The 18,539-nt window shown below is 69.0% G+C and carries 16 protein-coding genes and 1 pseudogene; 9 read left to right on the forward strand and 8 right to left on the reverse strand.

From position 1 onward, the window contains the following. Positions 1–4: 4 nt before the first annotated feature. Complete coding sequence (locus AC6R2M_RS15410; RefSeq protein WP_500483634.1) at positions 5–442, reverse strand: GNAT family N-acetyltransferase; 438 nt, start codon at positions 440–442, stop codon at positions 5–7. A gap of 89 nt (positions 443–531) precedes the next feature. Then, entirely contained in the window at positions 532–765 is a 234-nt protein-coding gene (locus AC6R2M_RS15415) for a hypothetical protein (protein ID WP_500483636.1), read from the reverse strand. A gap of 246 nt (positions 766–1,011) precedes the next feature. Between AC6R2M_RS15415 and AC6R2M_RS15420 the strand changes: the two genes are divergently transcribed. Then, positions 1,012–1,698, forward strand: coding sequence for a fumarylacetoacetate hydrolase family protein (locus AC6R2M_RS15420; protein WP_500483638.1), 687 nt, complete (start codon positions 1,012–1,014; stop codon positions 1,696–1,698). A gap of 38 nt (positions 1,699–1,736) precedes the next feature. Here AC6R2M_RS15420 and AC6R2M_RS15425 read toward each other — a convergent pair whose 3' ends face one another. The 3 genes from AC6R2M_RS15425 to purU are packed head-to-tail and all read right to left on the reverse strand — an operon-like array spanning position 1,737 to position 4,603. Beyond that, complete coding sequence (locus tag AC6R2M_RS15425; RefSeq protein ID WP_500483640.1) at positions 1,737–2,828, reverse strand: PLP-dependent cysteine synthase family protein; 1,092 nt, start codon at positions 2,826–2,828, stop codon at positions 1,737–1,739. 4 nt (positions 2,829–2,832) lie between these two features. Beyond that, the gene (gene folD / locus AC6R2M_RS15430) at positions 2,833–3,705 is read right to left on the reverse strand and encodes a bifunctional methylenetetrahydrofolate dehydrogenase/methenyltetrahydrofolate cyclohydrolase FolD (protein ID WP_500483642.1); all 873 of its coding nucleotides are present in this window, start codon (positions 3,703–3,705) and stop codon (positions 2,833–2,835) included. Positions 3,706–3,739: 34 nt separating this feature from the next. Continuing rightward, positions 3,740–4,603: a formyltetrahydrofolate deformylase gene (gene purU / locus AC6R2M_RS15435; RefSeq protein ID WP_500483644.1), complete on the reverse strand. Its 864-nt coding sequence runs from the start codon at positions 4,601–4,603 to the stop codon at positions 3,740–3,742. A gap of 311 nt (positions 4,604–4,914) precedes the next feature. Here purU and AC6R2M_RS15440 point away from each other — a divergent pair, with 311 nt between their 5' ends. The 8 genes from AC6R2M_RS15440 to AC6R2M_RS15475 all read left to right on the forward strand — a co-directional run bounded on the left by AC6R2M_RS15440 (position 4,915) and on the right by AC6R2M_RS15475 (position 14,556). Next, entirely contained in the window at positions 4,915–6,741 is a 1,827-nt protein-coding gene (locus AC6R2M_RS15440; protein WP_500483646.1) for a sensor histidine kinase, read from the forward strand. Continuing rightward, on the forward strand, positions 6,738–8,084 hold the full coding sequence (locus AC6R2M_RS15445) for a sigma-54-dependent transcriptional regulator (RefSeq protein ID WP_500483648.1): 1,347 nt from the start codon (positions 6,738–6,740) through the stop codon (positions 8,082–8,084). The genes AC6R2M_RS15440 and AC6R2M_RS15445 overlap by 4 nt, the downstream gene beginning before the upstream one ends. Positions 8,085–8,391: 307 nt before the next feature. Then, on the forward strand, positions 8,392–9,366 hold the full coding sequence (locus AC6R2M_RS15450) for a tripartite tricarboxylate transporter substrate-binding protein (RefSeq protein WP_500483650.1): 975 nt from the start codon (positions 8,392–8,394) through the stop codon (positions 9,364–9,366). Positions 9,367–9,432: 66 nt separating this feature from the next. Further along, a complete protein-coding gene (locus AC6R2M_RS15455) occupies positions 9,433–9,909 on the forward strand; it encodes a tripartite tricarboxylate transporter TctB family protein (RefSeq protein ID WP_500483652.1) in 477 nt (158 codons plus the stop codon). A 13-nt stretch (positions 9,910–9,922) separates the two neighbouring features. Next, positions 9,923–11,431 carry a tripartite tricarboxylate transporter permease gene (locus AC6R2M_RS15460; protein WP_500483654.1) on the forward strand — a complete coding sequence of 503 codons (1,509 nt, stop codon included), beginning with the start codon at positions 9,923–9,925 and terminating at the stop codon, positions 11,429–11,431. Positions 11,432–11,570: 139 nt separating this feature from the next. Continuing rightward, positions 11,571–12,455, forward strand: a complete 885-nt coding sequence (locus tag AC6R2M_RS15465) for a glucosamine kinase nucleotide-binding domain-containing protein (RefSeq protein WP_500483656.1) — start codon at positions 11,571–11,573, stop codon at positions 12,453–12,455. Continuing rightward, positions 12,452–13,624, forward strand: a complete 1,173-nt coding sequence (gene nagA / locus AC6R2M_RS15470; RefSeq protein WP_500483658.1) for an N-acetylglucosamine-6-phosphate deacetylase — start codon at positions 12,452–12,454, stop codon at positions 13,622–13,624. Before AC6R2M_RS15465 ends, nagA begins: the two co-directional genes overlap by 4 nt. A gap of 140 nt (positions 13,625–13,764) precedes the next feature. After that, complete coding sequence (locus AC6R2M_RS15475) at positions 13,765–14,556, forward strand: SDR family NAD(P)-dependent oxidoreductase (RefSeq protein ID WP_500483660.1); 792 nt, start codon at positions 13,765–13,767, stop codon at positions 14,554–14,556. A 10-nt stretch (positions 14,557–14,566) separates the two neighbouring features. Here the strand turns inward: AC6R2M_RS15475 and mmsB are convergent, their stop codons facing one another. From mmsB to chvE, 3 genes and pseudogenes are all read right to left on the reverse strand, one after another. Next, positions 14,567–15,757, reverse strand: a complete 1,191-nt coding sequence (mmsB, locus tag AC6R2M_RS15480; protein ID WP_500483662.1) for a multiple monosaccharide ABC transporter permease — start codon at positions 15,755–15,757, stop codon at positions 14,567–14,569. A 7-nt stretch (positions 15,758–15,764) separates the two neighbouring features. Continuing rightward, positions 15,765–17,291, reverse strand: a pseudogene (gene mmsA, locus AC6R2M_RS15485) (multiple monosaccharide ABC transporter ATP-binding protein); the annotation flags it as partial. Positions 17,292–17,445: 154 nt separating this feature from the next. After that, positions 17,446–18,462: a multiple monosaccharide ABC transporter substrate-binding protein gene (gene chvE / locus AC6R2M_RS15490; protein WP_500487626.1), complete on the reverse strand. Its 1,017-nt coding sequence runs from the start codon at positions 18,460–18,462 to the stop codon at positions 17,446–17,448. Between the last annotated feature and the right edge of the window lie 77 nt (positions 18,463–18,539).

Raw genomic sequence — 18,539 nt, forward strand, 5'->3', positions numbered from 1 at the left:
GGTCTCAGAAGATTTTCCGGTACTGCACGAAGCCCGAGCGATCGGCGATCCGGTCGTAGAGAAGCATCGCGTCCGTATTTGTCTCGTGCGTCAGCCAGTGGACGCGCGATGCGCCCTTCGCCTTCGCGGCCCCGTAGACATGCTCGATCAGACGCCGGCCGAGCCCCGCGCCGCGCCGGTCGCCTTCGACGAAGAGGTCCTGGAGATAGACGTAGTCGCCTTCCGTCCAGGTCGAGCGATGGAAGATGAAGTGGACCAGCCCGACGGCTCGGCCCCCTTCGTCGAGGAGGGCGCAATGCATCGGCTCGGCCGGGTCGAGAAGGCGGGCGAAGGTCGTGTCGCTCACCTCCGGCGCGATCGAAACCTTGTAGAACGCCTGATAGCCCTGCCAGAGCCGGTTCCATGGGCTGCGGTCGCCCGGTGCCAGAGCCCGTATCGTCATGTCACCCGTCCGCCCCGTTCCGTCCCGATGAGGGGATCAGGATGGACCGGACCGGCCGGCCCGTCGAGGGTCCGCGGTCTCGCTCGAGATCAGCGGGCCGAGGGCGAGGCCAGGAAAGTCTCGTGCGAACCGTGCGGGCGCTCGAAGGGACCGATTCCGAAAACGCAGGCGAGGATCGTCCCGACCGCCGCGATGGTGAAGAGCGGGTCCTTGACCGCGCTCCAGCCAGAGCGGCCGGCGGGCGCCGTCCGGCCGGCGCCGTCCCGCGCGTCGCTCCAGAGGCGCGCCTGTTCCACCGTCGCCTGCGACGTCGCTCGATCCATGACCGGTTCCTGATGCGTCCTCGTCGTCATGCCACAAGGTTAAGCCGCCTTCCGCGTGCCCGACAGCAAAGCCCGACCAAAGCTCGGCCCGGGACCGGGCGGTTTTTGCGCGGGCCCTGCCGAACGGGGTAAGCTCGTCGCACATCGCGCCGCGTCGCTCCGGTCGAGACAGACGGCGCGCCAGCTTATATGTCCCGGGACGACCGGGAGGCCGGCGAGAACGCCGCGACAGGGAGACTGCCCGACATGACCATGAGCATACCCACGGTGGACCGGCCGGCGCTGCCGATCGAAGGGTCGGGGGATACCTTCCCGATCCGCCGCATCTACTGCGTGGGGCGCAATTACGCGGCGCATGCCCGCGAGTTCGGGCACGATCCCGACCGCGAGCCGCCCTTCTTCTTCATGAAGCCCGCCGACGCCTACGTGCCGTCGGGCTCGACGATCCCCTATCCGCGCGCGACGAAGGACCTGCATCACGAGATCGAACTCGTTGTCGCCATCGGGAAGGGCGGGACCGACATCGCCGAGGAGGAGGCCCTGTCCCACGTCTTCGGCTATGCGGTGGGCCTCGACATGACGCGCCGCGACCTTCAGGGCGAGGCCAAGAAGATGGGCCGGCCCTGGGAGATGGGGAAGGGCTTCGACGGCTCGGCGCCGATGTCGCCCTTGCGCCGGGCGAGCGAGATCGGCCATCCGGACAAGGGAACGATCAGGCTTTCGGTGAACGGGACCGAGCGCCAGAGCAGCGACCTCTCGCTGCAGATCTGGAACGTGTCGGCGACCATCGCCTATCTGTCGCGTTTCATGGATCTGAAGCCGGGCGACCTGATCATGACCGGCACGCCGGAAAACGTCGCGGCGGTGGTCTCCGGCGACATTCTGGAAGGCGCCATCGAGGGCGTCGGCGAGATCCGCCTGACCTACGCCTGAGACGGGACAGGCCGGCGCACAGGCGCCGGCCTCACCCCTCAAGCCCGGCGCGCCGTCAGCGCGTCGTGGTCGAAGGGGCCGCCGTCGAGGAAGCGTTCCACGATCGCCTCGAAGCCCTGCGTGTCGAGATCCTGGGCACCGAGCCAGGTCTCGCAGTGATAGGACTTGGTGTAGCGCTCGCCCGAATCGCAGATCAGCGAGACGAGCGAGCCGGTCTCGCCCGCCGCCTTCATCTGCGAGGCCTTCCAGCACAGCGCGAAGAAGTTGGTGCCGGTGGAGCCGCCGACCTTGCGGCCGAGCCGGCGTGAGAGAACGCGCATCGCACCGAGCGAGGCCGCGTCCGGGACCTTGATCATCTCGTCGACCACTTCGGGCACGAAGGAGGGCTCGACGCGCGGCCGCCCGATCCCCTCGATGCGCGACGGCCGCTCCGAGACGGCGTCGCGGTCGTCGTCGCGATAGCCGGCGAAGAAGGCGGAGAACTCCGGATCGACGCCGAGAAGCCGCGTCGGCAGGCGCTTGTAGCCGATGTAGCGTCCGATCGTGGCCGTGGTGCCCCCGGTGCCCGCGCTCATCACAACCCAGGCCGGCATCGGATGCGCCTCGAGCCGCATCTGCTCGAAGATGGACTCGGCGATGTTGTTGTTGCCGCGCCAGTCGGTCGCCCGCTCGGCATAGGTGAACTGGTCGAGATAGTGGCCGCGAAGGCGCGCGGCGAGCGCGGCCGCCTCGTCGTAGAGCGAGACGCCGCCCTCCACGAGGTGGCAGTTGCCGCCGTAATGCTCGATCGCCGCGATCTTGTCGCAGGAGGTCGTCTTCGGCATCACCGCATAGAACGGGACCCCGATCATCTGCGCGAAATAGGCTTCCGAAACCGCCGTCGAGCCGGAGGAGGCCTCGATCACCGGCGCCCCTTCGCGGATCTTCCGGTTGCACAGGCCGTACAGGAAGAGAGAGCGGGCGAGCCGATGTTTCAGGCTCCCGGTCGGATGGGTCGATTCGTCCTTCAGATAGATGTCGATGCCGGGCACGGCGGTTTCCAGCCGCAGCAGATGAGTGTCGGCCGAGCGACGCTGGTCGGCCTCGATCAGCGCGACGGCGCGCTCGTAGAAGGCGCGTGAGGAGGCCATGGCGTCAGCCCGCCCGGCGGTCGGCGGCCGTCAGCGTGTTCTTCAGGAGGCAGGCGATCGTCATCGGCCCGACGCCGCCCGGCACCGGCGTGATCGCGCCCGCGACCTCGCTCGCCTCCTCGAAGGCGACGTCGCCGACGAGCCGGCCCTTGGCCGCGCCGTCCTGGGGGGCCAGCCGGTTGATGCCGACGTCGATGACGACGGCGCCCGGCTTGATCCAGTCGCCGCGCACCATCTCCGGGCGCCCGACGGCCGCGACCAGGATGTCGGCGCTGCGGCAGAGCGCGGGAAGGTCGCGCGTCCTCGAATGCGCGGCCGTCACGGTGGCGTTCTCCGCCAAAAGAAGCTGCGCGACGGGCTTGCCGACGAGGACCGAGCGACCGAGCACGACCGCGTTCAGGCCCGCGATGTCGGGCAGCACCGACTTGACCAGCAGCATCGAGCCGAGCGGCGTGCAGGGCACGAGGCCGGGCAGGCCGTTCATCAGCCGGCCCGCGTTCTGCGGATGCAGGCCGTCGACGTCCTTGTCCGGATGGATCGCGTCGATGACGGCGCCGGTGTCGATGTGGCGCGGCAGCGGCAGCTGGACGAGGATGCCGTCCACCGCGTCGTCGTCGTTGAGACGCTTCACGAGGGCCAGGAGATCGTCCTGGCTGGTCTCGGCGGGCAGGCGATGCTCGAAGCTCGCCATGCCGGCTTCGCGCGTCAGCCGCACCTTCGAGCCGACATAGACCTCGCTCGCCGGATCGTTGCCGACGAGGACGACGGCCAGACCCGCCGGTCGGCCCGCCCTCGAAGCGAAGGCGGCCGCGTCCGCGGCCACGGTTCCGCGCAGCGCGGCGGCGATGGCTTTGCCGTCGATGATCCTGGCACTCATGTTCCGCGTCGTCCCCGCTCTCGAAGCCGGGACTTCAGTCCCGGAAGACCACCGTCTTGTCGCCGTTCAGAAGCACGCGATTGTCGAGGTGCCAGGCGATGGCGCGCGATAGCACGCGACGCTCGATGTCGCGACCCTTGCGCACGAGATCGTCGGGCGTGTCGTGATGGGCGATGCGCTCCACGTCCTGCTCGATGATCGGCCCCTCGTCGAGGTCGGCGGTCACGTAGTGCGCCGTCGCGCCGATCAGCTTCACGCCGCGCGAATGGGCCTGATGGTAGGGCTTGGCGCCCTTGAAGCCGGGCAGGAAGGAATGGTGGATGTTGATGCATTTGCCCGACAGACGCGCCGACAGCTCGTCCGACAGGATCTGCATGTAGCGCGCCAGCACGACCAGCTCGGCCCCCGTCTGCTCGAAGACCTCCAGGATCCGGGCCTCCTGTTCGGCCTTGGTCGCCTTGGTGATCGGAAGATAGTGGAAGGGAACGCCCGACAGGTCGTGATGGGCGTAGGTCTCCTCGGGATGGTTGGCGACGATGCCGACGATCTCCATCCGCAGCTCCCCGATCCGCCAGCGGTAGAGAAGGTCGGCAAGGCAGTGGTCGAACTTGGAGACGAAGATCAGCACCTTCGGCGTCTCGTCGCGCGAGCGGATGCGCCAGTCCATCTGGAAGCGCTCAGCGATGGTGGTGAAGCCCGCCGTCAGCGATTCGATCGAGACGAGGCGTTCGACCATGGCGAAGCGCACCCGCATGAAGAATCGACCCGTCTGCGCGTCGTCGAACTGGTGCGCCTCGCGGATGTCGGCGCCGTTGTCGAAGAGGTGGCGCGAGACCGCGGCCACGATTCCGGGCCGGTTGGCACAGGAGAGCGCGATGGTGAATTCGGCGGATGACATGAGACGACTTCCCTGAACGCGTGGAGCCCTTGGATCGCTGGGCGCGGGGCACGGCGAAGACAAGACGCAACAGACCGATCCATGCCAGAAGCCCCCGCCGACGCCGCGCTAGGTTTGCGACGCCGATCGTTGGTTCTTCGTCAAAGCGGCCGCGATCGGCAAGTCCGGCGCTCCATCCGGGCCTCTTGCCGATCGACGCCTCGCCGCCCCGCCCGGATCGACAGGGCGGCGCGTCGGACGTAAAGCTGCGCTTCGCCGGCCGCGATCGGATCTGCCGAGGGGCCGGCGCACTCGCGGGGAGGCCTTGAGCGATGCGGCGGTTGCGGAACGGTGCGGCGATCGCCCTCGTGCTGGCCATCCTGTCGACCGTCGCGGCCATCCAGATCTTCACCATCGCGCTCGACCGGGCGGCCGCCAACGGCCTCGGCACCCTGCGCCTTGCCACCGCCTCTCTCGCCGGCCACCTGGAGCGCTACGAGGCCCTGCCCGCCCTCGTCTCCGACCAGCCCGAGCTTCGGGCGGTCCTCGCCGCTCCGGACGATCCGGCGCGGCGGCGGGACGCCAATCTCCTCCTCGCCGATCTCGCCGCCCGGCTGGCGATCACGGACGCCTACGTGATGCTGCCGGACGGCATGACCATCGCGGCGAGCAATTTCGACGCGGTCAGCTTCGTCGGCCAGAACTTCCGCTACCGTCCCTATTTCCAGGCCGCGGCCGAGGGACGCCAGGGCCGCTTCTTCGGTCTCGGCACGACCTCCGACCGGCGCGGCTTCTACTTCTCCGATGCGATCCGCGATAGCGCCGGACGGGTCGTCGGCATCCTCGCGCTGAAGATCGACCTCGATCCGATCGAGGCCACCTGGGCGAGCAACGACACCGAGATCCTCGTTCTCGATCCCGAGAACATCGTCTTCATGGCCGGCCGGCCCGAATGGCGCTACCGCATCTTCGGCGCCTCCGACGCGGTCGCGCTGGAGCGCAGCGCCGAGGTCCGCCGCTATGCGCGCGAACCGGTCACGCCGCTGGAGGTGCACCGTTCCCAGGCCTTCGACGGCACGGCGACGCTGGTGGTCGGCTCGGGCCGCGAGGCGCGCGAGTTCCAGGCGCTCTACGAGACCATGCCCGAGGCCGGCTGGACGGTGATGGTGCTGGCCGACACCCAGCCCGCCTCGCGGCAGGCGCTCACGGCGGGCCTCGCGGTCTTCCTCCTTCTGGCGCTCGCCTCCGTCGGCATCGCGGTGGAACGCTCCCGGCGCCGGCGCAGCCGCGAACGCCGCAATGCCGAGGCGGCCGCCAAGCTGCGGCTGGAGAGCGAGGTCGCGCAGCGGACCTTCGCGCTGGCCCAGGCCAACCACCGGCTGGAACGGGAGATCGGCGAGCGGCGCGCCACGGAGGAACGGTTGCGCCGGACGCAGTCGGACCTCGTGGAGGCCGGCAAGCTCGCGGCCCTCGGACAGATGTCGGCCGCGCTGAGCCACGAGTTCAACCAGCCGCTCGCCGCCGCCAGCGCCTATGCCGACAATGCGGCCCTCTTCCTGCAGCGCGGCGCGACCGAGAAGGCCGGCGAGACGATCGGGCGCGTCTCGGACCTTCTCGGCCGTCTCTCCGCCATCTCGCGCACCCTGCGCAACTTCGCGCGCCGACCGGAGGACGAGCTGACGCCCGTCGATGTGGGCAAGGCGGTGGAGGACGCGATGGGCATCGCCGGACACCGGCTGAAGGCGGTCGGGGCGACGGTCGAGATCTCGCCCGGCCTGTCGGGCATCGAGGTCGAGGCGGTCGCGATCCGGCTCCAGCAGGTGCTCGTGAACCTTCTGACCAACGCCGCCGACGCGGTGGAGGAAAGCCCGGTGCGCCGGATCGCCATCCGCGAGCGCGCCGAGCCCGACGGGCGCGTCTCGATCCTCGTGGAGGATACCGGCCCCGGCGTCGCGCCCTCCGTCGCCAACCGCATCTTCGACCCGTTCTTCACCTCCAAGGCCAGCGGCAAGGGGCTCGGGCTCGGGCTCTCCATCTCCTACAACATCGTCAGCGATTTCGGCGGGCGCCTCGTCCTGGAGCGTGCCGAGGGCGGCGGCGCGCGCTTCGTCGTCGAACTGGTGCGCGCGCAACCCCAACTGAGGAGCGCGGCCGAATGAGCGCGCCCGACATCGTCCTCGTCGACGACGAGAAGGACGTCCGGCTGTCCTATGCGCAGAGCCTGGAGCTCGCGGGCTTCCAGGTCCGCGCGCTCGAGCGGGCGGAGACCGCGCTGGGCCTTCTCGGCCCCACCTTTCCCGGCATCCTCGTCAGCGACATCCGCATGGGGGGCATGGACGGGATGACGCTGCTCTCGCGCGTGCGCTCGATCGATTCCGAGCTGCCGACCGTCCTCGTGACCGGCCATGCAGACATGGCTCTGGCGGTGCGGGCCATGCGCGAGGGCGCCTACGACTTCATCGAGAAGCCCTTTCCGCCGCGCCTTCTGGTGGAGGTGGCGACGCGCGCGCTCGACCGGCGGCGGCTCGTGCTGGAGAACCGCCGCCTGCGGGCGGCGACCCATCGCGAGGACGGCATCGAGACGCGGCTGCTCGGCCGAAACCGGGCGATCGCCGACCTTCGCCACCGCATCGAGGCGCTGGCGGGCGCCGACACCGACGCGATCATCGTGGGCGAGACCGGAACGGGCAAGCAGGTCGTCGCGCGTCTGCTCCACGACTTCAGCCCCCGCAGCGTTCGTCCCTTCGTCACCGTCGATTGCGGCGCGCTGCCCCGCGAGTTCGCCGAAAGCGAGCTCTTCGGCCACGAAGCGGGCGCGGTCTCCTTCTCGCCCCGCGCGCGCTATGGCAAGTTCGAGCAGGCTCATGGCGGCACGCTCCTGCTCGACGGGCTGGCCTCCCTGCCGCCCGACCTCCAGGCGCGGCTTCTGGCGGTCGCCGAGACGCGGCAGATCGTGCGGATCGGCTCCAGCACGCCCATTCCCGTCGATATCCGCATTCTCGCCACGGCGACGCAGGAGCCCGACGCCGAGATCGCCGCCGGCCGTCTGCGCGCCGACCTCGTCTACCGGCTCGCCGTGGTGCGCCTGTCGATCCCGCCGCTTGCCGAGCGGCGCGAGGACGTGCCGCTCCTCTTCATGCATCTGGCCGCGCAGGCCGCGGCGCGGCTGGGGCGGGAGGCGCCCGACGTCCCCCAGGCCATGCTGGCCGATCTCGTGCGGCGCGACTGGCCCGGCAATGTGCGCGAGCTTCGCAACGCGGCCGAGCGCTTCGTCCTCGGGCTCGGACAGGACGGCGAGTTCGGGGCCGAGCACGAAACGCGCTCGCTCGCCGAGCAGACGGCGGCCTACGAACGCTCGCTGATCGTCGCCGCGCTCTCGCGCTCCGGCGGCCAGTTGAAGTCGGTCTACGAGAGCCTCGGCATCTCCCGGAAGACGCTCTACGAGAAGATGCAGAAGTTCGGGATCGACAAGCGCGACTTCGGAGTGACCGACCGGGACTGAGGATGGGTCGGATCGGGAACATGACCGGGACATGAATGGGTGGATTTCCACCCATTCGCCCCGTCTGCCCGCCTGAATCGTCGCGCACTCCCTTCATCGCCGCTTGTCTGCGCCCCTCCGCTGGACGCATCGTCGTCGCGTTCCTCGTCCCGCAAGGTCCGGACAAGGAAGACGCAGGCGGCTTGGGAGGGCCGCGGGCCACCGCTTCCGGCCTGTGCCGGACGACCTTTCCGAACCGCATCATCAGACAGTCACCGGGTGGGAGCCCTCGCTCCCGCCACGCCGAAACGTACCGGGAGGTATTCCTTTGCGCACATCCATCGCCGCCGTACTCCTCGCCTCGACGGTTCTTGTGGCCGGCTCCGCCGCCGCGCAGGACTATCCGTCGAACCCGATCACCATCGTCGTGCCGTTCTCGGCCGGCGGCCCGACCGACACCGTCGCCCGTCTCCTGGCGCAGTCGATGTCCTCGACGCTCGGCCAGCAGGTGCTCGTCGAGAACGTCGGCGGCGCGGGCGGCACGCTGGGTGCCGGCCAGGTGGCGCAGGCCGATCCCGATGGCTACCGCCTGCTCCTTCATCATATCGGCATGTCGACGGCCCCGACGCTCTATCGTCAGCTGAACTTCGACCCGACGACCGACTTCTCGCCGATCGGCCTCATCACCTCGGTGCCGATGACCATCGTGGCCCGCAAGGACTTCGAGCCGACCAGCGCCGAGGAGCTCCTGACCTATCTGCGCGAGAACGGCGCGGACACGACCTACGCCAACGCCGGCATCGGCTCGGCCTCGCATCTGTGCGGCATGCTCCTGCAGGAAGCGCTCGGTGTGCAGATGATCACGGTCCCCTATCAGGGCGCGGCCCCGGCCATGACCGACATTCTCGGCGGTCAGGTCGACGTCCTGTGCGACCAGACGACCAACACCACCAACCAGATCCGCAACGGCGACGTGAAGGCCTATGCGGTAACGACGGCCGAGCGCGTCGAGTCGCTGCCGGACCTGCCGACGACGGCCGAAGCCGGCCTGCCGGACCTGCAGATCGGCGTCTGGCACGGCCTCTACGGCCCGGCCGGCCTCGATCCGGCGGTCGTCGAGAAGCTGTCCGAGGCGCTCCAGACCGCGCTCGCCGACGAGACGGTCATCGCGCGCTTCGCCGATCTCGGCACGACGCCGGTCCCGGCCGAGGACGCGACCCCGGCGGCGCTGGAGGAGCAGCTCACCTCGCAGATCGAGCTGTGGCGCCCGATCATCGAGAATGCCGGCGAATACGCCGACTGACCCTGAGGGAGCCGAAAGGGCCCGCACCGCCGGTGCGGGTTCTTTTTCGGCGGGAGGAGAACGAACATGCAGGAGGCGGCCAAGCCGCTCACCCGTTCACGCCGCAACGTGATCACGGGTGCGATCTTCATCGCGATCGCGGCCGGTTTCGCGATCGAGGCCCTGAACTATCCGCTCGGCTCGCCGATCCGGATGGGCCCGGGCTTCATTCCCCTGGCTCTGGCGGGCATCCTGGCCACGCTCGGCCTCATCATCCTGATCGGCGGCCTGCGCGAGGACGAGCGCATCGACGTCGCTCCCATCCCCTGGGCCGGCGGCGCGCTGGTCATGGGATCGCTCATCCTCTTCGGGCTGTTCGCCCGCCAGCTCGGCCTCGTGCCCATCGTCTTCGTCTGCACCACGCTCACCGCGATGGCGTCGAAGAACAACACGATGGTCTCGGCCGTCACCATAGCCGCCGTCCTCTCGGCCGCCTGCTATCTCATCTTCAAGGTCGGACTCGGCATCACCCTGCCGACCTTCGGCCCCCTGTTCTCCTTCTGAGTGGGCGCGGATCATGGATCTCATCGCCAATCTGGCGCTCGGCTTCGAGACCGCCCTCACCCCGATCAACATCTTCTGGTGCTTCGTCGGCGTCTTCCTCGGCACGCTCGTGGGCGTGCTGCCCGGCATCGGCCCGACGGCGACCATCGCCATGCTGCTGCCGATCACCTTCACCTTCTCGCCGGTGACGGCGCTGATCATGCTCTCGGGCATCTATTACGGCGCGCAGTACGGCGGCTCGACCACGGCGATCCTCATCAACCTTCCCGGTGAGAGCTCGTCCGCCGTCACGGCCATCGACGGCTACCAGATGGCGCGGCAAGGACGGGCGGGGCCGGCGCTGGCGACCGCCGCCCTCGGCTCCTTCTTCGCCGGCTCGGTCTCCACCCTCCTCGTCGCCATCGCCGCGCCGCCGCTCGCCGCCGTCGCGCTGAACTTCGGCGCGCCGGAATATTTCGCGCTCATCGTCCTCGGCCTGTTCGTGGCGATCTCGCTCGCCCACGGCTCGGTCATCAAGGCGCTGGGCATGATCACGCTCGGCCTGCTTCTGGGCACGGTCGGCCAGGACATCTACACCGGCACGCCGCGCTTCACCTTCGGCCAGCTCGAACTCTACCAGGGCATCAACTTCGTCTCCGTCGCCGTCGGCATCTTCGGCGTCTCGGAGATCCTGCGGAACCTGGAGAACGAGCGCGGCCGCGAGGTGATGGTCAAGCGGGTGTCGAACCTCTGGCTGACGCGCGAGGACTTCCGCCGCATCACCATGCCGGTGCTGCGCGGCACGGGCCTCGGCTCCATCCTCGGCGTCCTGCCGGGCGGCGGGCACGTGCTGGCCTCCTTCGCCTCCTACTCGATGGAGAAGAACCTGTCCGGCTCGCGCAAGTCGGAGTTCGGCAAGGGCGCGATCGAAGGCGTGGCCGGGCCGGAGAGCGCCAACAACGCGGCGGCGCAGACCTCCTTCATCCCGCTCCTGACGCTCGGCATCCCGGCCCATCCGGTCATGGCGCTGATCGTCGGCGCCTTCATCCTGCAGGGGATCACGCCCGGGCCGAACGTCATCAACACGGAGCCGGCGCTCTTCTGGGGCATCATCGCCTCGATGTGGATCGGCAACGCGCTCCTCGTCATGCTCAACCTTCCGCTGATCGGGCTGTGGGTGAAGATGCTGACCGTGCCCTACCGGGTGCTGTTCCCGATCATCGTGCTCTTCGCCTCGATCGGCTGCTACTCGATCAACAACAACCCGTTCGACGTCTACGCCATCGCGGTGTTCGGCATCCTCGGCTACGTGTTGATCCGCATGGGCTGCGAGCCGGCCCCGCTGCTGCTCGGCTTCGTCCTCGGACCGCTGCTGGAGGAGCATCTGCGCCGCGCCATGATCATCTCGCGCGGCGACCCGATGATCTTCCTGACGCGGCCGATCTCGGCCACGCTCCTGGCTCTGGCCCTCGCGGCCGTCGTCTTCGCGCTGCTGCCCTCCATCCGCAGGAAGCGCGACGAGGTCTTCGTCGAGGACGACTGAGACCTTCGACCGGAACGATGCCGAAAGGCCGGTCCCATGGGCCGGCCTTTCGCGTTCGGTGAGGGCGGCGATCCGGCTTGGCTTTGCCGTCCGATCCTGTAGGACCGTCCCCGGAAGCATCGTTGCGGATCGGCTCAGCATGGCGGACCCTCTTCTCGTCGGCGTGGATGGCGGCGGCACCCATTGCCGGCTCCGCATCCGCCGCCTCGACGGCTCGCTTCTCGGCCAGGCCGAAGGCGGCACGGCGAACGTCTTCGCCGGCGTCGAGCCGGCCTTGAGGACCATCGTCGAGACGGTGCGCGCGGCGCTGGTCTCGGGCGGCGAGGCCGGGGACGCGCTGGAGCGCTGCGTCGTCGGGCTGGGCCTTGCCGGCGCGAACGTTCCCTCCGTCGCGGCCGAGGTTCGCGCGACGCCCCTGCCCTTCGCCGCCTCCGCCCTGGAGAGCGACGCCTTCGCCGCCTGCCGGGGCGCCTTCGCCGGAGCGGACGGAGCCATCGCCATCCTCGGAACGGGCTCGGCCTACGCGCTTCGCGTGAAAGGCGAACGGCGGATCCTCGGCGGCTACGGGATGATCGTCTCCGACCATGCCAGCGGCGCCGATCTCGGCCGCCGCGCTCTTGCCGCCGCGCTTCTCGCCCATGACGGGTTCGGACCGGTGAGCGACCTCACCTTCGCCCTCATGGCGCGGTTCGACGGCTCGCCCTACGCGATCACGGAATTTGCACGCGACGCGAAGCCACGCGACTTCGGGGGCCTGGCGCCTCTGGTCTGGGACCACGCGGACACGGGCGACGCCGTCGCGCTCCGTCTCGTGGAGGAAGGCCTTTCGATCATCGAGGCCAGCGCCCGGCGCTGCCTCGATCTCGGCGCGCCGGCCATCGCCCTTCTCGGCGGACAGGCGGCGCGCTACCGGCCCCGCCTCTCGCCCGACCTCGCCGCCCGCACGGTCGAGCCCGTGGGCGACGCGCTGGAAGGCGCCCTCGACCTCGCCCGCGAGGCCCTTGCCGCGAGGGCCCGGCCGTGACCGTCGCTTGTGCCTATCTCGGCGCCGCGATCTTCGACGGGACGCAGAGACACGAGGACCATGCGCTCCTCGTCCGGGACGGGCGGGTGGAGCGCATCGCGCCGGCCCGCGAGGTCGAAGCGGGATACGAGCGGGTTCGTCTCGACGGCGGGCTTCTGGCGCCCGGCTTCGTCGATCTTCAGGTGAACGGCGGCGGCGGCGTCCTCTTCAACGAGACGCCGAGCGTGGAGGGCGTGAAGGCGATCTGCGCCGCCCATGCGCGCACCGGCGGCTCGACCGCGCTCCTGCCGACCGTCATCACCGACCGGCCGGAGGTCACCTTCGCGGCGATCGAGGCCGTCGAGGCGGCGCTGGCGGAGAGCGTTCCCGGCTGCGCCGGCATCCACGTGGAAGGCCCGTTCCTGTCGCTCGCGCGAAAGGGCGCGCACGATCCTTCGCTCATCCGAAAGATGACGGCGGAGGATTTGAACCGCCTGACCGCCTCGAAGGTCCGGCCCTTTCTCCTCACCGTCGCGCCGGAAAGCGTGACGAACGATCAGATCGCCGCCCTCGCCGCCCTCGCCGCCTCCGGAATCCGCGTCTCGCTCGGCCACACCGACTGCGACTACGAGACCGCCCTCGCCGCTTTTTCGGCCGGCGCCTCCTGCGTCACGCATCTTTTCAACGCCATGAGCCCGCTCGGCCACCGCACGCGGGGCCTCGTCGGCGCCGCGCTCGATTCCGAGGCCGTGTCGTGCGGCTTCATCGCGGACGGGCACCACGTCCACCCGGCCGCACTCGGCGCGGCGATCCGCGCCAAGCGCGGACGCGCACGCATGCTGGCCGTCACCGACGCCATGCCGACGGTCGGCTCCCCGGATGACCGCTTCGTCCTGAACGGGCGCCTCGCCACGCGCCATGAGGGGCGGCTGACGCTCGAAGACGGCACGCTCGCCGGCTCCGACCTGTCGATGGTCGAGGCGCTTCGCCATCTCGTCGGAACGCTCGGCGTCGATCTCCATGAGGCGATGCGCATGTGTTCGCGCGATCCCGCGGCCTATCTCGGCCTGACGGACCGGGGCGTGCTCGATCCCGGCGCACGGGCCGACATGGTCTGGCTTTCGGACGATCTGCGCCTGCAGGGCGTCTGGATCGGCGGCGAGCCGGTTCGCCCCGAAACTCGCCGATAGTCCGAGGCACGCCTAACGATCGCGCAAGCGACCGCGCGTCGCAGGCGCGGAACGGCGCCGCCTCCCGCCCCTTGCCCTTCGAACCGCCCCGCCGCCCGAGCCGCGCGGCTCCCGGCCGGGCGAAGCCGAAGGGAAACACCATGTCCGCCACACAGCGCCCGCTCGCGCTCGTCACCGGCGCCTCCACCGGCATCGGCCTGGAGTTCGCCAGGATCTGCGTCGCCGAGGGCTTCAACCTCGTCGTCTGCGCGAACGAGCCGGCGATCGAGGACGCCGCGACCGCGCTGCGGGCGTCCGGTCGCGACGTTCTCGCCGTCGAAGCCGACCTTTCCACCCGCGAGGGCGTCGATCGTCTGCATGAGGCGGCCGAAGGCCGGCGCGTCGACGTTCTCTTCGCCAATGCCGGGACGGGCCTCGGCGCGGCCTTTCTCGATCAGGACTTCGACCGCGTCCGTCACATCGTGGACACCAACGTCACCGGAACGCTGCACCTGATCCACCGCGTCGGTCGCGACATGCGCGAGCGGGGCTCGGGGCGCATCCTCGTCACCGGGTCCATCGCCGGCTTCGTGCCGGGCAGCTTCAACGCCGTCTACAACGCCTCGAAGGCCTTCGTGAACGCCTTCGCCTACGCGCTGCGCAACGAGTTGGAGGGCTCCGGCGTGACCGTCACCTGCCTGATGCCGGGCGCGACCGACACGGCGTTCTTCCGCCGCGCCGGGATGGAGGACACGGGCCTCGGGCAGGCGCCGAAGGACGATCCGGCGATGGTCGCGCGCGTCGGTTTCGACGCCATGATGGAGGGCGAGGCCGAGGTCTCGAGCGGGCTGAAGAACAAGATCATGTCCGCGCTCGCCAACGTCACGCCGGCCCCCGTGCTGGCCGAGCAGCACCGCAAGCTGGCCGAGCCGGGGTCGGGCTCGGCCAGCTGAGCTTAAGGCGCTACTGGCGGCGCTGGTTGTAGACGTCGATGCAGACGGCGCCGAGCAGGACGAGGCCCTTGATGACCTGCTGCCAGTCGATGCCGAGCCCGAGGATCGACATGCCGTTGTTCATCACGCCCATGATCATGGCGCCGATCACCGCGCCGGTCACGCGCCCGACGCCGCCATAGGCCGAGGCGCCGCCGATGAAGCAGGCGGCGATGACGTCGAGCTCGAAGCCCGCGCCCGCCTGCGGCGTCGCCGAGTTCAGGCGGGCCGTGAAGATGAGGCCCGCGAGCGCCGCCAGCACGCCCATGTTGACGAAGGTGAAGAAGGTCAGCCGCTCGGTCGGGACGCCCGAGAGCTTGGCCGCCTTCTCGTTGCCGCCGACCGCGTAGATCTGCCGGCCGATCGTCGTGCGCGTGGTGGCGAAGGCGTAGAAGAGGATCAGGACGAGGAGAATGACGAGGACGTTCGGGAAGCCGCGATAGGAGGACAGCTGGAAGGCCACCCAGGAGATGGCGACCAGGATCGCGATGTTCTTGACGTAGAAGAAGCCGGAGGGCTCGTCCTCGATCCCGTGCGCGACGCGGCGCTGGCGGTTGCGCATGTTCATCCAGACCAGCGCGACGCCGAGGCCGACGCCGAGCACCAGCGAGACGATGGTCACGCCGTTTTCGGCGAAGGGCGCGGGGATGAAGCCGGAGGAAAGCTGCTGGAAGGTCGGCGGGAACGGGCCGATGCGCTGTCCGCCGAGGAGGACCAGCGTCAGGCCGCGGAAGACGAGCATGCCCGCGAGCGTGACGATGAAGCTCGGCACCTTGAAATAGGCGATCCAGTAGCCCTGCCACGCGCCGACGGCCGCGCCCGCCATAAGGCAGAGGAGGGCCGCGAGCAGCGGGTTCATGCCCCATTGCACGATCATGATGCCCGAGATGGCGCCGACGAACCCGGCCACCGAGCCGACCGAGAGGTCGATATGGCCGGAGACGATGACCATCAGCATCCCCAGCGCCATGACGACGATGTAGGAGTTCTGCAGGATCAGGTTGGTGAGGTTGAGCGGACGAAGGCTCGCCCCGTTCGTCATGTAGGCGAAGAAGGCCATGATCGCGACGAGGGACAGGAGCATCCCGTATTCGCGAAGATTGTTCTTCAGGAAGGCGGCGGTGGACCGCCGCTCGCCCATGGTGGCCGTCGGCTGGCTCATCAGTGCCTCCCCCCGATCGCATGATCGACTGCATGATCTTTTCCTGGCTGGCCTCCGCGCGCGGGAACTCGGCCACGAAGCGGCCCTCGTTCATCACGCAGATGCGGTCGCAGATGCCGAGGAGCTCCGGCATCTCCGAGGAGATGACGACGACGCCTTTGCCCTGCGCGGCGAGCTCGTTGATGATGGTGTAGATTTCGTACTTCGCCCCGACGTCGATGCCGCGCGTCGGCTCGTCGAGGATCAGGACGTCCGGCTCCGAGAAGAGCCATTTCGACAGGACGACCTTCTGCTGGTTGCCGCCCGAAAGGTTCCCCGTCTCCTGATAGACGTCGGACGAGCGGATGCGCATCCGCTTGCGATAGTCGCCCGCGACCTTCAGCTCCTTCAGATTGTCGATGACGCGGGCCTTCGACACGCCCTTGAGATTGGCGAGCGTGATGTTCTTGGCGATGCTCTCGCCGAGGACGAGGCCGAAATGCTTCCGGTCCTCGGTCACATAGGCGAGGCCGGCCGCGATCGCGCGCTGGACGGTCGAGACGTCCACCTCCCGGCCGTTGACCGAAGCCTTGCCGGTGATCTTGGTGCCCCAGGAGCGGCCGAAGAGGCTCATGGCGAATTCGGTGCGCCCGGTGCCCATGAGGCCCGCGATGCCCACGATCTCGCCCGTCTTCACGTCGAGCGAGACGTTCTTGATGACCTGCCGCTCGGGATGGTCGGGGTGGTAGACGCTCCAGTCGCGCACCTGCAGCACGGTCTCGCCGATTTGCGGCTCGCCGCGAGGCGGATAGCGCTCCTCGAGGTCGCGATCGACCATGCGGCGGATGATCTCGTCCTCGTCGACCGCCGTCCCGCCCGCCTCCAGGGTGCCGACGGTCTTGCCGTCGCGCAGCACCGTCACCCGGTCGGCGACCTTGGAGATCTCGTTGAGCTTGTGGGAGATGATGATCGAGGCGATGCCTTGGCGGCGGAACTCCATCAGAAGCTCCAGGAGCGCGTCGGAATCGCGCTCGTTCAGAGCGGCGGTCGGCTCGTCGAGGATGAGGAGGCGCACCTCCTTCGACAGGGCCTTGGCGATCTCCACCAGCTGCTGCTTGCCGACGCCCAGATGCGTGACGAGCGTGTCGGGATTGTCGGTGAGGCCGACCTTCTTCAACAGCGCCTTGGAGCGCGTGTAGACCGCCTCCCGGTCGATGACGCCGTAGCGCGCGGGCGCGTTGGCGAGGAAGATGTTCTCGGCGATCGACATCAGGGGGATGAGCGCCAGCTCCTGATGGATGATGATGATGCCGAGCGCTTCGGAATCGTTGATGTTGGAAAAGGAGCGGGTCTGGCCCTCGTAGAGGATGTCGCCCTCGTAGGTGCCGTGCGGGTAGACGCCCGAAAGCACCTTCATCAGCGTCGACTTGCCGGCGCCGTTCTCGCCGCAGATCGCGTGGATTTCCCCCGGACGCACGTCCAGCGTCACGTCCTGCAGCGCCTTGACGACACCGAAGGACTTGGAGATTCCGCGCATTTCCAGAATGGGCTGCATGATGCCTCTCGAGCACCGGCACGACGTCCGGCGGCAGCTTCGGACGGGCGGGCCCCGCCGCACAAGACGGCCGGGCCTCGCGCCGACGAGATTTCGACCGAAAAGCGTGAGGTGCGCGGGGGCCGGTCCGATCGCCGCCCCCCGCGCCTCGGCCTTACTGCTGGATCTGCTCCGGCGTGTAGTAGTTCGAGCCGATCAGCACGTCTTCCCAGTTGTCGACCGTGACGACGACCGGCTCCAGAAGGTAGGACGGGACCACCTTCACGCCGTTGTCGTAGGTCTCGGTGTCGTTCACCGGAACCTCGCGATCCTGCAGCATCGCGTCCACCATGTCGGCGGTGACGCGGGCCAGTTCGCGCGTGTCCTTGAAGATCGTCGAGGTCTGCTCGCCCGCGATGATCGCGCGCACCGACTGGACCTCGGCGTCCTGGCCGGAGATGACCGGCATCTCCTGGTCGCCCGAGCCGTAGCCGACGCCGCGCAGCGAGGAGATGATGCCGATCGACAGGCCGTCATAGGGCGAGAGCACCGCGTCCACCGTCTCCCCGTCGCCGTAGAAGGCGGAGAGGATGTTGTCCATGCGCGCCTGCGCCGTCGCCGGGTCCCAGCGCAGCGTGGAGACCTGATCCATGCCGGTCTGGCCGGACTTCACCACGAGCTTGCCCGAGTCGATGTAGGGCTGCAGCACGCTCATCGCGCCGTCGTAGAAGAAGAAGGCGTTGTTGTCGTCCGGCGAGCCGCCGAACAGCTCGATGTTGAACGGGCCGTCCTGGTTCTCCAGGTCCAGGCCGTCGACGATCGACTGGCCCTGCAGGACGCCAACCTGGAAGTTGTCGAAGGTCGCGTAGTAGTCGACGTTCGGCGAGTTGCGGATCAGACGGTCGTAGGCGACGACCTTGATGCCCTGGTCGGCGGCCTGCTGGAGGACGTCGGAGAGCGTCGTGCCGTCGATCGAGGCGATGACGAGGACGTCGACGCCGCCGGCGACCATGTTCTCGATCTGCGCGACCTGGTTCGGAATGTCGTCCTGCGCGTACTGCAGATTGGTGTCGTAGCCGCGCTCCTCGAGCACTTCGACCATGTTCGCGCCGTCGGCGATCCAGCGCTCCGAGGTCTGCGTCGGCATCGCGATGCCGACGGTCTGCGCGAGCGCGGGGCTCGAGGCGACCATTGCGGCGAGCGCGGCGCCCGCCAGAAGCTTCGTCAAGTTCATCCTGCAACCTCCCTGTCGAACCGCGCTCCGGCGGC

It is taken from the genome of Aureimonas sp. CAS (assembly GCF_059838215.1).

Bases quoted from the DNA above. Each gene is read 5' to 3' on its own strand.
- AC6R2M_RS15410 (WP_500483634.1), bottom strand. From the start codon at position 442: ATGACGATACGGGCTCTGGCACCGGGCGACCGCAGCCCATGGAACCGG.
- AC6R2M_RS15415 (WP_500483636.1), bottom strand. From the start codon at position 765: ATGGATCGAGCGACGTCGCAGGCGACGGTGGAACAGGCGCGCCTCTGG.
- AC6R2M_RS15420 (WP_500483638.1), top strand. From the start codon at position 1,012: ATGACCATGAGCATACCCACGGTGGACCGGCCGGCGCTGCCGATCGAA.
- AC6R2M_RS15425 (WP_500483640.1), bottom strand. From the start codon at position 2,828: ATGGCCTCCTCACGCGCCTTCTACGAGCGCGCCGTCGCGCTGATCGAG.
- folD (WP_500483642.1), bottom strand. From the start codon at position 3,705: ATGAGTGCCAGGATCATCGACGGCAAAGCCATCGCCGCCGCGCTGCGC.
- purU (WP_500483644.1), bottom strand. From the start codon at position 4,603: ATGTCATCCGCCGAATTCACCATCGCGCTCTCCTGTGCCAACCGGCCC.
- AC6R2M_RS15440 (WP_500483646.1), top strand. From the start codon at position 4,915: ATGCGGCGGTTGCGGAACGGTGCGGCGATCGCCCTCGTGCTGGCCATC.
- AC6R2M_RS15445 (WP_500483648.1), top strand. From the start codon at position 6,738: ATGAGCGCGCCCGACATCGTCCTCGTCGACGACGAGAAGGACGTCCGG.
- AC6R2M_RS15455 (WP_500483652.1), top strand. From the start codon at position 9,433: ATGCAGGAGGCGGCCAAGCCGCTCACCCGTTCACGCCGCAACGTGATC.
- AC6R2M_RS15460 (WP_500483654.1), top strand. From the start codon at position 9,923: ATGGATCTCATCGCCAATCTGGCGCTCGGCTTCGAGACCGCCCTCACC.
- AC6R2M_RS15465 (WP_500483656.1), top strand. From the start codon at position 11,571: ATGGCGGACCCTCTTCTCGTCGGCGTGGATGGCGGCGGCACCCATTGC.
- AC6R2M_RS15475 (WP_500483660.1), top strand. From the start codon at position 13,765: ATGTCCGCCACACAGCGCCCGCTCGCGCTCGTCACCGGCGCCTCCACC.
- mmsB (WP_500483662.1), bottom strand. From the start codon at position 15,757: ATGAGCCAGCCGACGGCCACCATGGGCGAGCGGCGGTCCACCGCCGCC.
- chvE (WP_500487626.1), bottom strand. From the start codon at position 18,462: ATGGTCGCCTCGAGCCCCGCGCTCGCGCAGACCGTCGGCATCGCGATG.